The organism is Pseudoalteromonas sp. Z9A6, from assembly GCF_011378805.1.
Taxonomy (GTDB): Bacteria; Pseudomonadota; Gammaproteobacteria; order Enterobacterales; family Alteromonadaceae; genus Pseudoalteromonas; species Pseudoalteromonas distincta.
In genome coordinates, this window is sequence record NZ_WTKZ01000082.1 from 1 (window position 1) to 13,609 (window position 13,609).

Below are 13,609 nucleotides of genomic sequence, written 5' to 3' on the forward strand. Positions count from 1 at the left end.
GGCGGCTAAAGCCGCCTAAACGTTATGCACTTCAGGTTTGAATCCGCGCGACTAAAATAAATCGTTAATTCGAAATTAAAAAAACCGCGTTTATTTAAACGCGGTTTTTTATTTTTGTAGGCGCAAAGCCTGCTTACGCGAAAAGCGCAGCTTTTAATTCTTTAACGCCACATGTAATAAAAGGCACAGCCCCCTTCAAAACCTATTTTCCACACTCTTTACACTCTGAATCTTTAATCACTTTGAAATGCTGCTGCTTTAAAGTAAGCGCATCAAAGGTTATAAATTCACACCCCTCTGCATGCCCTAGCAATAAGTTAAGCGTAAGTTGCGCCTGCATAGAGCCTATTACACCAAGTAGCGGGCTAATAACCCCTGCGTTACTGCAATTGATAACTGGTGTAGCTTCGCTTTGTGGAAAAACACAGCCATAACACGGGCTATCACTTTGCCTAAAATCAAAGCCCATTAATTGCCCTTTGGTTGCCAATGCAGCACCCGAAATTAACGGTGTTTTATTGCTAATACAATAACGGTTAACACTATAGCGAGTACTAAAGTTATCAGAGCAATCAAGTACGATGTCAGCACCTTTGAGCATGTTAGCTGCATTACTCTCATCTAGCTTTTGACAATGCGTTACTATGTTTATTTGATTATTCAGGCTCGCTAATACTTTACCCGCTGCAGCGACCTTGCTTTGTCCTAAGTGATTTATTTTATAAAGCACTTGGCGTTGTAAGTTTGAATGCTCAACCTCATCATCGTCAATTAAAATAAGCGTTCCAATACCTGCAGCGGCTAAATATAAAAGCGCTGGGCTACCTAGACCACCAGCCCCCACTACTGCAACCGTTGAGGATTTAAGTGTTAATTGCCCTTCAAGCCCAACTTCTTCAAGCAATAAATGGCGGCTGTAACGTAGGGTTTCTTTATCGCTTAGCTCACTCACGTTTATCAGCCTTATTAGTATTACCCTTGTTAGTTTTAATTGGCACTGCTTATGGCCACTTGCAGAGCGCTTATAGCCTCTACGTAATTATCTGCTTCGGTAATCGCACGCACTACGGCAACACTGCCTACGCCAGTTTTCGCTACCTGCTCAGCACGGCTTAAATCAATCCCACCTATTGCTACTGTTGGGTAGCTTTGCATAAGAGGTACAAACTTAATCAGCTTTTCAAGGCCTTGTATTTGCCCTGTCATATCTTTTGTTGTGGTTGGGTAAATAGCACCAAATGCCATGTAACTAGGGCGATAATTATGCGCACGTAGCATTTCATAAAAACCATGAGTAGAAAGCCCAAGCTTTAACCCAGCGTCTTTAATTGCCGCTAAATTAGCAATGTCTAAATCCTCTTGCCCTAAATGCACGCCATATGCACCATGCTTAATAGCTAACTGCCAGTAGTCATTTATAAATACCTGTGCGTTGTATTGTTTGCCCAGCTCAACAGCTTGCTTAATCAGCTCATCAAGTTCGTCTTGCGTTTTATTTTTAACGCGTAACTGCGCTGTTTTAATGCCTTGTTGTAAGCATTTTTCTAGCCAATCGGTACTATCTACAACCGCATATAAGCCAAGCGATTTACTTTCACAAGGTGCAAAATCAGCGGCCATATTAAAATCAAGCGGCACATCAAAATCTAGTTCATCACCCAGCCAGCTCCCCGGCTCAATCACTTGTGGGTAGTCAGCTAAATTAGTGGGGAACGATGTATGAGCAACCGGTCCAATCCCTTCGCCATAGCGTACCGACTGTTTTAGCCCTTGGTTTATATATGCTTTAGCTAAAATAAAGGCATCTTTTAATGGGTAGTCTTTAGCTAAACACGCAGCAATGACCGAAGCCATGCTACATCCGGTGCCGTGGTTATGCGGTGTTTGTATTTTTTGATTGCCTAACCAATATTCTTCGCCATTTTGTGTATTACTATCAATACAATAATCAATGCAGTAGCCACTTGGGTAATCCCAATGCCCGCCTTTAATAACAACGGCTTTTGCACCCCAGCTTAATAGCTTATTAGCCGCTTCTTTTATTGCAGCCGGGCCAATTAAATACACACCGGTTAATAACTGTGTTTCGTGGGTGTTTGGGGTTATTACATCCACCAGCGGCAGTAGGCATTCTTTTATTGCGCTTACCGTGTCTTCTTCTGTTAGTAAGTCACCGCTTGAGGCAATAGCGACAGGGTCATATACAATAACGGGAGGCACCGGCCATTTAGCTTTATAATGACTTATATGTTCGCTGATCAACTGAATTTGCTGCACATTGGCTAACATGCCAATTTTTATCACTTTGGCTTTCATGTCTTTTTCAAGCGCTAGTAACTGCGATTCAATAATATCGGTAGACACTGCATTAATAGCCTCTACGCCTAAACTATTTTGTGCAGTAAGCGCCGTAATTGCCGTGCAGCCATGTACACCAAAACTTTGCATTGCTTTTATATCAGCTTGAATACCGGCACCGCCGCCCGAATCAGAACCGGCAATTGTCCACACTACGTTATTCATATTCTTTCCTTCACTGCTGATGCCAAAATGGCATACCCATTGTTGGGGTTGATGGGGCTGCAACGTCTTTTTCAGGCATTGCTTTTGCTTGATATGCAAAGCGCCCTGCTTCAACTGCGACTTTAAATGCGCGGCTCATAGTAATTGGGCAGCCCGCCCCTGCAATGGCTGAATTTAATAATACCGCATCATACCCCATTTCGAGTGCTTGGCAGGCATGCGATGGCAAACCTAAACCTGCATCTACTATTAATGTGGTATCGGGTAAACGCTCTCGAATAGTTTTTAAATTATAGCTATTTAACAAGCCTTTACCGGTGCCTATTGGCGCTCCCCACGGCATAAGCACCTCACACCCTAGCTCATTTAAGCGCTGGCAAAGTACTAAGTCATCGGTGCAATAAGGCAATACTTTAAAGCCATCATTAATTAATATTTTTGTGGCTTCAAGTAACGCAAAAGGGTCAGGCTGTAAATTGTAATCATCGCCAATCAGCTCCAGCTTAATCCAGTCGGTGGCAAATACCTCTCGGCACATTTTTGCAAGTGTAATCGCCTCTTTTACACTGTGGCACCCTGCAGTATTAGGGAGTATTTTTAAGCCTGTATTTTTTATTAACTGCCAAAAGTCATCACCGGCTGCTGCACTTTGTTGGCGCCTAAGCGACACGGTTACAATTTCAGCACCAGAGGCGACTATCGATTGGGTCATGATATCAGGCGACGGATAAAGCGCAGAGCCTATTAATAAACGGCTATTTACTTGCTCACCATAAATAGTTAAACAGTCTTTAGTTTGCATGAGCTTTATCCGCCTTGAATGGGTGACAGCAACTCAACACTGTCGCCTTCATTAAGTACATAGTTACTGTGCCGACTTTGTGGAATAAATTCGCCATTAACAGCCACAGCAAAAGGCGCAACTGCACCAAAACTTTGAAGTACCTCAACGAGCGCTTTGCTATTAACATTAAGTAGCTCGCCATTAATTGTAATGTTCATTTTATTCTCACTCTATTCGTGAAACTGCTTGCGCCACTAATGCCGGTGCCAGCATATAACCGTGGCGATATAAGCCGTTAATGCTAATTACATTGCCAACTTGTGATACTTCTGGGCGGTTATCGCTAAATGCAGGGCGTAATCCGGCTTGAATATTAAGTAGTCGTGCTTCGGCAAATCCGCTGTGTACGGTATAAGCCGCTGAAAGTAACTCAAGAGTTGAGCGCACTGTAGCGGCACCATTGTCTTGTGACTCTATTTCAGTCGCACCAATTACATATTCATGATTAGGTTTAGGCGCTATATAAATTGGATAACGCGGGTGCATTAAACGCACGGGCCTGATTAAACTTACCTCTGGTGCGTATAACCTTGCTACTTCGCCGCGCACACCTCTAAGCGGTTTATCATCTTGAGTATTTTTAGCACCAAGCCCACGGCAATCAATAATATAATCGAATGGTCGATTGTTTATTTTGTTGTCGCTAATGGTTACGCGCTGATTAAATACAAATTTTACTTTGCGTTTGTTGAGCTGTGCAAAGCTGGCTTTATAAAATGCTTGGTTATCAATTTGCCCCTCGCAGGGTAAAAATAAGCCTTGATTAAAGCGCCCTGCCAGTTCAGGTTCAAGCATTGTAATTTGTTGAGCATTTATATGCTCGGCAGTGTGATCAGCTAGTGGTTTTATACGCTGTGCAAAGCTTTGTAAATCGCCTTTGTCCTGCTGGTGCGCAATGACCAAAGTGCCTTGCTGCTGAAAAAAAACGTCACTTTCAAGCTCTGCAATAATGCCGGGCCAACGCTTCATTGAATCAAGACCCATTAAAGCTAAATCAGCCTCACATAACACCGACTCAGCAAGCGGGGCGAGCATTGCCGCAGCTACTTTGCCCGCACTGCTTTTTGTATGCTCGTCGTCCGCTTCGAAAACAGTTACTTGGTGCTGTTTACTTAGCTCAAGCGCAGCTAACCTGCCCGCTAAACCAAACCCAACCACCGCAATGTTATAAAACATAAAAACCTCCAAAAGCAGTTATTAGTAATATAAGTAGATGATAATTTACTTCTCGCCTCTAAAATTAATTAAAAAGCGAGGCATAAAATCTCACCTATCATTTATATCTAACTTCTAGCCGGTAATTACTTTATACCGCTTTGTGGTAAATCTCTGAGCCTGTTTGCTTAAACTCAGCTGACTTAGCTTTCATTTCGGCTTCTACATCAACCATTTTTATTTCAATAGCGTCGCCAGCGTTATTAGGATCAATACCGCGTGTCTCTAAATCTTTAGCGTAATCGCGTACTTCTTGGCTAATTTTCATAGAACAAAATTTAGGTCCACACATGGAGCAAAAGTGAGCCACTTTACCTGATTCTTGCGGAAGGGTTTCGTCGTGGTACTCGCGAGCTCGATCTGGATCTAAACCAATATTAAATTGGTCATGCCATCTAAATTCAAAGCGCGCTTTTGATAAGGCGTTATCGCGCTCTTGCGCACCAGGGTGACCTTTTGCTAAATCGGCGGCATGTGCAGCTATTTTGTAGGTAATTAAGCCTTCTTTAACATCTTCTTTATTTGGCAGACCTAAATGCTCTTTAGGTGTTACATAGCAAAGCATTGCACAGCCGTACCATGCTATTTGAGCGGCACCAATACCAGAAGTAATATGGTCATACCCTGGTGCAATATCGGTCGTTAACGGGCCTAAAGTGTAAAATGGCGCTTCGTCGCAATGCTTTAATTGCTCATCCATATTGGCTTTAATCATGTGCATTGGCACATGCCCTGGGCCTTCAATAAATACTTGTACGTCGTGCTTCCACGCAATTTTAGTCAGTTCACCTAATGTGCGCAGCTCACTAAACTGCGCTTCATCGTTGGCATCAGCAATAGAACCTGGGCGAAGGCCATCACCGAGTGAAAAACATACATCGTATTGTTTTAAAATTTCGCAAATGTCTTCAAAGTGCGTGTATAAAAAGTTTTCTTTGTGATGCGCTAAACACCACTTAGCCATAATCGAGCCACCGCGCGACACAATACCGGTTACACGTTTAGCGGTCATTGGTACGTAACGAAGCAGTACACCGGCATGAATAGTAAAGTAATCAACACCCTGCTCGGCTTGTTCAATAAGCGTATCGCGGAAAATCTCCCACGTTAAATCCTCAGCCACACCGTTTACTTTTTCAAGCGCTTGATAAATCGGTACTGTGCCAATAGGTACAGGCGAGTTACGTACAACCCATTCACGCGTTTCGTGAATGTAACGCCCCGTTGATAAGTCCATCACGGTGTCTGCGCCCCAGCGGGTAGACCACACCATTTTTTCTACTTCTTCTTCAATAGATGAGCTAACCGATGAATTACCAATGTTGGCGTTAACTTTAACTAAAAAGTTACGCCCTACAATCATAGGTTCTGTTTCTGGATGGTTTATATTATTTGGTAAAATAGCGCGACCACGGGCTATTTCGTCGCGTACAAACTCTGGGGTAATAAATTCAGGAATACTCGCGCCAAACGACTCCCCTTTATGCTGAGCGGCAAGTAATTCTTTACGAATTTCTGCACGCCCCATATTTTCACGAACAGCTACGTATTCCATTTCAGGGGTAATAATTCCTTGGCGTGCGTAGTGCATTTGCGTTACGTTTTTACCAGCGACACCACGGCGAATTTTTGGCAAGTGCTCAAAACGAATATGATCCAGCCCTTCATCTGCCATGCGCTGCTGCGAAAACTGCGACGTCACTGACTCTAAAATTTCAGTGTCACCACGGTTTTCAATCCATTGTTCACGAAACTTTGGTAAGCCTTTGCGTACGTCTAGTTCAAAATTAGGATCGGTATACGGGCCCGACGTATCGTAAACACGAAGCGGATCGTTTGACTCATAAACAGGGTTTTCATCTGTGCCGCCTATAAACGTATCACTTAGCGTGATTTCACGCATACCAACACGTACGCCTGGTTGAGTACCTTCAACGTATACTTTATGAGAATTTGGGAACGGTTGACCCGTTAAGTTATAAATATATTCAGACGCGGCAGCACGAGTTTCTCGGCGTGACGCTTTATTTGTAGTATTTGACATGACTTGCCTCATTGCTTAAGGGTTGTCTTGTCAGATATTCCGAGGAATAGAGAAAGATCGTAAAGTAGCGTACATGCTACTTTGCAGCCTAAAAAAACAAAATCACTTTATTGTGCGCATAAAAAAAGACGCACAAGCGTCCTATTTTAGGCAGCTTGTTCCCTACGCAGGTATTAACCTGATCAGGTTCACGGATCCCGCTTTCGCGATCTCAGCCAAAAACTAATTACTTAGCTTTGGCACTCCGACAAGTATTGATATATAAATTTTGTTCGTCGATTCGAAGATATTATTCAACAAATCTGCGCTGAGTGTACGTCAGTTAAAAACTGCCCGCAAGGGGCTGTTTTTCAAAAACTTAAAATTATTTAGGGATAAACACAAATGTTTGCTCGCCTTGCATGACTAATTGCTGGTCTTGCAATTTAAGTTCTGCACCTTGCTTTAAGGCTTGTAATAACTGCTGCTCAAACTCATCAAGCTCTTCGCCGCACGACTTGCGCGTCATTCCTAATTTACTTACAGTAAGGTTACTTTCTTCAAGCGAACCCTCACCAAAAAATTTGTTACAGCCAGCAAAACCGTTTACTTGCAGCGCTTCAATAAAGCTCATTGATGCATTAAACGAAGGTGGAATTGCTAAACCATCAACACGTGATAATTGCCATTGGGTGTATTTAAGCTGCTCACTGGTAACCGTCCCTGTTGATGCGCAACCAACACATAAACCGACTATAAGCATCGGTATTGCTGCTAATTTCATGCTACTACTAACTAATTGTCTAATTAATGTAATAGTAACAATATTTATGCCCTTTATCCGTTAAAAATGCATGTTTTAAATGTAAATTTTTGTTCTATGATAGTTTAAAAGTTGTCCGATTAAGTACTAAGTTGTAGTTTTGAATACGTTATCTATCTGCTCTGGTAAAAATGGCCTACCTTTTTCATTAACAGACGTCCCTATAACCAGCGCATTGAGCATTACTTTTTCATCGCTTTTACGTATAACCGTTTGCTTAAAGGCAAATTTTAAACGACTAATACGCTGCGGCTCTACAGCTACATAAAATTCATCACCTGGTAATAGTGAATGTTTATAGTCCATTTCGCTACGCATCACGACTAGGTTAATTTTATCTTTTGCTAATTGAGCAAAATCAATACCGTGTGCGTACAAAAATTCATGTCGAGCATGCTCTAAATAATTAAAATAGACGCTGTTGTTTACAATACCTTGTAAGTCACATTCGTAATCACGTACCTTGAAGTCAACTTTAAAGGTCATATTAGTAATCCTGATTATTTAACGTATAATTGCCGCGTTTATAGCACATGTGTTTAAATAATTGCTACCATACGAGTCCCTAAAATGGAGTTAAGTAACCCAATGAACTTACGTTTGTCTTTAATTACTGCCGCACTTTTACCGCTGCTTGGTGCACCAATTGCAGCTAACGCTGATGATAGCGACCTTGAAAGAATTGTTGTAACTGGCGATTTTCAGCGCGAAAGCATTCAAACTTTAAGCGCGAGTGCGAGCTTATTCAGCGAAGATGAAATTAATCAACGTGGTGCAAGTTACTTAGACGAAATGTTAGGCAGTACCGCCAATGTAAATTTTGCATCTGGTGCGTCGCGCGGTCGTTATATTCAAATTCGTGGCGTGGGACTTCGTTCACAATTTGTAGATCCTATTAATCCATCTGTAGGCTTAGTTATTGATGGTATTAACTATTCTGGCCTTGGTGGCAGTTCATTATTATTTGATATAGACCAAGTAGAAATTTACCGTGGTCCACAAGGTACACGCTTTGGCGCAGACGGTATGGCCGGTATGATCCAAATGGGTTCAGCTAAAGCCACAAGCGATCCAAGCTTAAAATTACAAGTAGGTGCTGGCACATACAACACCCGCGAAGCAGGCATTGCAGCAAGCACAGGCTTAACAGATGACACTAGCGCACGCGTTAGCTACTTTCGCAGAAAGTCAGACGGCTACGTAGATAACTTGTACTTAAATGACGAAACACAAAATCAAGACGAACAAGTAGCGCGCTTTAAATTAAACAGCCAGCTTACAGAGCATTTAAATACTGAGCTAAACCTTCACTATATTGATATAAACAATGGCTACGATGCGTTTACGCTTGATAACAGCCGCAATAGTGTAGCCGATGAACCAGGCCAAGATAATCAAGAAAGCTACGCAATAGGTATTAATAATACTTACACGGGTTTTGATTTATTTGATGTAAACCTAAACCTGTCGGCTATTGATACCGAGCTGCTTTATAGTTTTGATGAAGACTGGGTGTGTAACGATACAAGTGAGCCAAAGTTATGTGCTGCTGGCTTACATCCAGATGGATACAGCTCAACTGATTTATACAGCCGCGATCGCGACGATCAGTCTGTAGATTTACAGTTTAATTCTAAAACGGGTAACTGGGTTGCGGGTATTTATTACCAAAACCGTGACGTTGATTTAGAGCGCCAATACACATGGTTAGCAAGCCCGTTTTCTTCAACTTACGAAACGAGTAACGTTGCAGTATATGGTCAAGTAGCGACTCCAATTGGCCCTAAAACAACATTAATTACAGGTTTACGTGTAGAGCAATACCAAGGCGACTACACCGATAGCAATGGCTTTATACAAGACACCGACGACGTAATGGTTGGCGGTAAAATTGCTCTAGAATATCAAGTAATTGATCGCACTATGATCTACACCAGCATTACCCGTGGTTACAAAGCCGGTGGTATTAACTCAGAAGCACTGGCTAAAGCAAAAGATGAAGGCTTAAACCTAAGCGCTGATTTTTTCCAGCAACACACCAGTTTCGACCCTGAATATTTATGGAGTGGCGAATTTGGTGTTAAAGGCTCATCGCTTGATGACAAATTTACGCTTCGCTTAGCTGCATTTTACATGCACCGCGACGATATTCAGTTAAAAGCATGGCAAGTAGAAGGTCAGCAATTTACCGGTTATGTTGATAACGCAAGTTCTGGTAGCAACTACGGATTAGAAGTTGAAGGTAGTTACCAACTAACTGATAATCTATTTTTAACGGGTAGTGCTGGTTACTTAAACACTGAAATAGATGACTTTGTAACGCAGTCTGGCTTAAACCAAGACGGTCGTGAGCAAGCACAGTCACCTAAATACCAGTATGCGTTTACTGCTCGCTATAACTTTACAAGTGAGCTTTACGGTATGATTGGTGTTGAAGGTAAGGACGACTACTACTTCTCAGATAGTCATAACTCACAGGCACCAAGCAGCAACTTAGTTAACTTAAGCTTTGGTTACGAAGCAGACATGTGGGCAGTTCGCGCGTGGGCTCGTAACGTGTTTGACGAGACAGTCCCTACACGTGGTTTTGAGTTTGGTAACGATCCACAAGATGGTTACACAACGCATACCTACACACAATTAGGTGAGCCTCGTGTTGCAGGTGTTACGTTTACACTTAATCTGTAAAGCACAGCCGTTGGCTTTCAAATGAAAGCTACAGCAAGCAAATAAAAACACCGCGTTTAATTTAAACGCGGTGTTTTTATTTGTAGGTGAGGTTTTATACCTCGCTTTTTTATAAAGTTAAATTACACGAGCGCGAAATAAATTCGCACCTACAAATATTACACCTACGCCTACAGGCTAAGCATTACGCTCTTTGCACATCAAACGCTATTACGTCTTTAATTTTTTCTTTATTTGTTGCGAGCATTACCAACCTATCAATCCCTAAAGCAACCCCTGCGCATTGTGGTAATCCATGATCTAGCGCTTTAATTAAACGTGTATCCATTGGTACTTGCTTTAAACCGTTGTTAGCGCGGTATGTGTTATCTTCATTAAAACGTTTAGCTTGCTCACTAGCATTTGTTAATTCGTTAAAGCCGTTAGCTAATTCCATATTTTTGTAATAAAGCTCAAAGCGCCCTGCTACGCGTGCATCATGTTCACAAATTTGTGCAAGGGCCGCTTGAGAGGCTGGAAAATGATAAACAAAACACGGTTTTTCTTGTCCTATTGTTGGCTCCACTTTCATACAAAACAATAATTGCAGTAATGTATCTTTATGCGTTTCATTTTGGGCTATATCAGCAAACCCTTGCTCACACGCTAGTTGCTTTAATTGCTCTATGCTTGCTGTTAACGGATCGAGGCCGAGTGCTTTTTCAAACGCTTGCTGATAGGTAAGTCTAGTTGCAGGCTCGACACCTAAAACAAGTTGCATTAACTCATCCATTTCATCCATAAGTGCAAATTCATCAAAGCCTGGGCGATACCATTCCAGCATAGTAAATTCAGGATTATGATGGCTACCCGCTTCTTCATTTCTAAATGCCTTACAAAGCTGAAAAATAGCGCCTGAGCCTGCTGCTAACAAGCGTTTCATAGCAAACTCTGGAGATGTTTGTAAAAATAGAAGAAGCCCACCAGCATGCCCTGGACCTACAAATTTGGTATTAAAACTAGCTAAGTGCACATCGGTTACACTAGCAGCACTTAAGCTTGGCGTTTCTACTTCTAAAACATCACGTACATAAAAAAATTCACGGATACTACGTAATATCGATGCGCGTTGTTTTAGTGTTTCAATGCTTGCGCTTGGGGCCCAAAGATCTGCTGACATATTTTCTCCAAAAAAAATCCCAGCGTAAGCTGGGATTTTATAAACAATGTTAAAGCTTACTTAACACGGCTTACGTATTCACCGTTACGAGTGTCTACTTTAATTACTTCGCCAATTTGTACGAATAATGGAACTCGTACCACAGCGCCTGTGCTAAGCGTTGCTGGTTTACCACCAGTACCCGCTGTATCGCCTTTAAGGCCAGGATCTGTTTCAGTGATCTCAAGCTCAACAAAGTTAGGTGGTGTAACAGCAATAGGGCTGCCGTTCCATAATGTAATTGTGCATAAATCATTTTCAACTAACCATTTAACTGCATCGCCTAGTGCTTTTTCGTCAGCAGCAATTTGCTCAAATGTTTCGTTGTTCATAAAATGCCAAAATTCGCCGTCTGTGTATAGATACGCTAAATCAGTATCCATTACATCAGCACCTTCAACTGATTCACCCGATTTAAAGGTTTTTTCAAGCACCTTACCAGAGATAAGTTTACGGATACGAACACGGTTAAACGCCTGGCCTTTACCAGGTTTTACCATTTCATTTTCTAAGATACTGCAAGGCTCGCCGTCCATCATAATTTTTAGGCCGCCCTTGAACTCGTTGGTGCTATAATTCGCCATCGTTTCCTCTATTTATATTTTTTCGAGTAATCTACATGCCAATGATACAAAGAAATGAAGCAAATTTGCATAAAAACTGGCAAAAAGAATTAGCAAATGTAGTTACCTGCCCAAAAACCTTGCTTGAAATGGTCGGTTTATCGAGCCAAGTCCATGAAAACGACCTAAAAGCCCGCAGTTTATTTCCGGTACGCGTGCCTATCCCTTTTATAAAAAAAATACGCAAAGGCGATCCAAACGATCCTCTTTTGCTACAAGTTATGCCACGCCATCAAGAATTTTTGACTAAATCGGGTTTTAATAAAGATCCCCTACTTGAGCAAGATAACGACCAACCAGGCCTTTTACATAAGTACAAATCGCGTGTTTTGGTGATGTTTAAAACCGGCTGTGCTGTAAATTGTCGTTACTGCTTTAGAAGGCATTTTCCGTATCAAGAAAACCAACTCAATAAAAAAAGTCTGCTTGAAACTCTGAGCTATATAAAATCAGATAGCAATATAAACGAAGTGATTTTAAGTGGTGGCGATCCACTGATGGCCAAAGACGATGCAATAAGCTGGTTTTTGGATGAGCTTGAGCAATTACCACAAATAAAACGAATGCGAATTCATAGCCGTTTGCCAGTAGTTATACCGGCGCGAGTGACCGATGAGTTATGTGAGAGATTAGCAAAATCGCCATTAAAAATTATTTTTATTAATCACATAAACCACGCCAACGAAATAGACGCTGATTTTAAAGCTGCCATGCAAAAGCTTAAACAAGCAAACGTAACGCTTCTAAACCAAGCTGTAATTTTAAAAGATGTGAATGATACGCTCGATGCGCAAATAAATTTAAGCGAAGCGTTATTTGACGCAGACGTATTGCCGTATTATTTGTATTTGCTAGATAAAGTTGAAGGGGCCAGCCACTTTGATATTAATGAAGCGCAAGCAATTGAAATAATGGCAGAGCTATTAAAAGCTCTGCCTGGATTTTTAGTGCCTAAATTAGTAAGAGAAATCGGTGGTCAAAAAAGCAAAACACCTATCGATCTTAAGCTAATTTAAAACAGCATTTAAACGTATATATTTACGTTGTTACCCAATGATGCAGTTACCGATTTAGCCGGTGTTTGTGCACTTGACGATTGTGCAGCACCTTCAATAAGTGCAAGTGCTGCTGCGCCATCTGCTAGTTGCTGCTTTTTAGATAAAGCAGCGCTATAAAGCTCACTGCCTTGGCCTGAGCCAGAAACAGCGGGTAAACTTGTGCCTGATATATTCATATAACAAACCTGACTTTTAAATGTAATCCAAGTATTATGTCGGCAATGCAGTGCAAAGCTTTAGGAAAACCATGGATTCTATTATTGAACAACTCAATGCCAACTTAAAAATTGTTTACCGTCAGGCACTTGATGCTGACAAAAAACTCGACGAGCTTCAACAGCAAGGTCACGGTAAGTTTAAAGCCTTATTTACTGCCGATTCTGGCTTTAGCTTTGAAGCTAAACGTTTTAAGCCTTACGTACTTGACGTAGCCGCTGATGTTGAAAGCTTATCTAACGATGGTTTTGAAGAAGAAAAACTGAAAACAACCGTTATTAAGTTACAACAAATACTCACGTTGTTAGCTACTTTTAAGTAAAGCTTAAAAATAAAAATGCCGCTATTTAGCTAACACCGATCAGTTAAGGTATTTTTGATCGGTTGACCGATCTTTT

14 protein-coding genes and 1 riboswitch are annotated in these 13,609 nt (G+C 41.5%); of the genes, 3 read left to right on the forward strand and 11 right to left on the reverse strand.

Annotated features, from left to right (window positions below; all coding sequences use genetic code 11):
- Positions 1-202 precede the first annotated feature (202 nt).
- The 8 genes from GQR53_RS19100 to GQR53_RS19135 form a co-directional block, all read right to left on the reverse strand.
- Positions 203-952 carry a HesA/MoeB/ThiF family protein gene (locus GQR53_RS19100; protein ID WP_165744951.1) on the reverse strand — a complete coding sequence of 250 codons (750 nt, stop codon included), beginning with the start codon at positions 950-952 and terminating at the stop codon, positions 203-205.
- Positions 953-987: 35 nt separating this feature from the next.
- Entirely contained in the window at positions 988-2,523 is a 1,536-nt protein-coding gene (thiE, locus tag GQR53_RS19105; protein ID WP_165744952.1) for a thiamine phosphate synthase, read from the reverse strand.
- A gap of 10 nt (positions 2,524-2,533) precedes the next feature.
- Positions 2,534-3,325 carry a thiazole synthase gene (locus GQR53_RS19110; RefSeq protein ID WP_165744953.1) on the reverse strand — a complete coding sequence of 264 codons (792 nt, stop codon included), beginning with the start codon at positions 3,323-3,325 and terminating at the stop codon, positions 2,534-2,536.
- Between the two features lie 5 nt (positions 3,326-3,330).
- On the reverse strand, positions 3,331-3,525 hold the full coding sequence (gene thiS, locus GQR53_RS19115; RefSeq protein ID WP_002960781.1) for a sulfur carrier protein ThiS: 195 nt from the start codon (positions 3,523-3,525) through the stop codon (positions 3,331-3,333).
- A gap of 7 nt (positions 3,526-3,532) precedes the next feature.
- Positions 3,533-4,543, reverse strand: coding sequence for an FAD-dependent oxidoreductase (locus GQR53_RS19120; protein ID WP_165744954.1), 1,011 nt, complete (start codon positions 4,541-4,543; stop codon positions 3,533-3,535).
- A 130-nt stretch (positions 4,544-4,673) separates the two neighbouring features.
- Complete coding sequence (gene thiC / locus GQR53_RS19125) at positions 4,674-6,626, reverse strand: phosphomethylpyrimidine synthase ThiC (RefSeq protein WP_165744955.1); 1,953 nt, start codon at positions 6,624-6,626, stop codon at positions 4,674-4,676.
- A 142-nt stretch (positions 6,627-6,768) separates the two neighbouring features.
- Positions 6,769-6,883: riboswitch (TPP riboswitch) on the reverse strand.
- 107 nt (positions 6,884-6,990) lie between these two features.
- Positions 6,991-7,389 (reverse strand): META domain-containing protein, encoded by a 399-nt coding sequence (locus tag GQR53_RS19130; RefSeq protein WP_331461813.1) that lies wholly within the window; start codon positions 7,387-7,389, stop codon positions 6,991-6,993.
- 126 nt (positions 7,390-7,515) lie between these two features.
- Positions 7,516-7,914 carry an acyl-CoA thioesterase gene (locus tag GQR53_RS19135; protein ID WP_010555268.1) on the reverse strand — a complete coding sequence of 133 codons (399 nt, stop codon included), beginning with the start codon at positions 7,912-7,914 and terminating at the stop codon, positions 7,516-7,518.
- An 84-nt stretch (positions 7,915-7,998) separates the two neighbouring features.
- On the opposite strand from GQR53_RS19135, the gene GQR53_RS19140 reads away from it, so the two are divergent.
- The gene (locus GQR53_RS19140) at positions 7,999-10,116 is read left to right on the forward strand and encodes a TonB-dependent receptor (protein WP_197098231.1); all 2,118 of its coding nucleotides are present in this window, start codon (positions 7,999-8,001) and stop codon (positions 10,114-10,116) included.
- 184 nt (positions 10,117-10,300) lie between these two features.
- Here GQR53_RS19140 and epmA read toward each other — a convergent pair whose 3' ends face one another.
- Together epmA and efp are read right to left on the reverse strand one after the other, a co-directional pair.
- The gene (epmA, locus tag GQR53_RS19145; protein WP_165744956.1) at positions 10,301-11,275 is read right to left on the reverse strand and encodes an elongation factor P--(R)-beta-lysine ligase; all 975 of its coding nucleotides are present in this window, start codon (positions 11,273-11,275) and stop codon (positions 10,301-10,303) included.
- Between the two features lie 56 nt (positions 11,276-11,331).
- On the reverse strand, positions 11,332-11,898 hold the full coding sequence (gene efp / locus GQR53_RS19150) for an elongation factor P (RefSeq protein ID WP_024596699.1): 567 nt from the start codon (positions 11,896-11,898) through the stop codon (positions 11,332-11,334).
- A 41-nt stretch (positions 11,899-11,939) separates the two neighbouring features.
- On the opposite strand from efp, the gene epmB reads away from it, so the two are divergent.
- Positions 11,940-12,953, forward strand: a complete 1,014-nt coding sequence (gene epmB, locus GQR53_RS19155; RefSeq protein WP_033010032.1) for an EF-P beta-lysylation protein EpmB — start codon at positions 11,940-11,942, stop codon at positions 12,951-12,953.
- Positions 12,954-12,961: 8 nt separating this feature from the next.
- On the opposite strand, the gene GQR53_RS19160 is transcribed toward epmB, so the two are convergent.
- Positions 12,962-13,171: a hypothetical protein gene (locus GQR53_RS19160; RefSeq protein WP_002960797.1), complete on the reverse strand. Its 210-nt coding sequence runs from the start codon at positions 13,169-13,171 to the stop codon at positions 12,962-12,964.
- 71 nt (positions 13,172-13,242) lie between these two features.
- On the opposite strand from GQR53_RS19160, the gene GQR53_RS19165 reads away from it, so the two are divergent.
- Entirely contained in the window at positions 13,243-13,533 is a 291-nt protein-coding gene (locus GQR53_RS19165) for a hypothetical protein (RefSeq protein ID WP_007585044.1), read from the forward strand.
- The last annotated feature ends 76 nt before the right edge of the window (positions 13,534-13,609 follow it).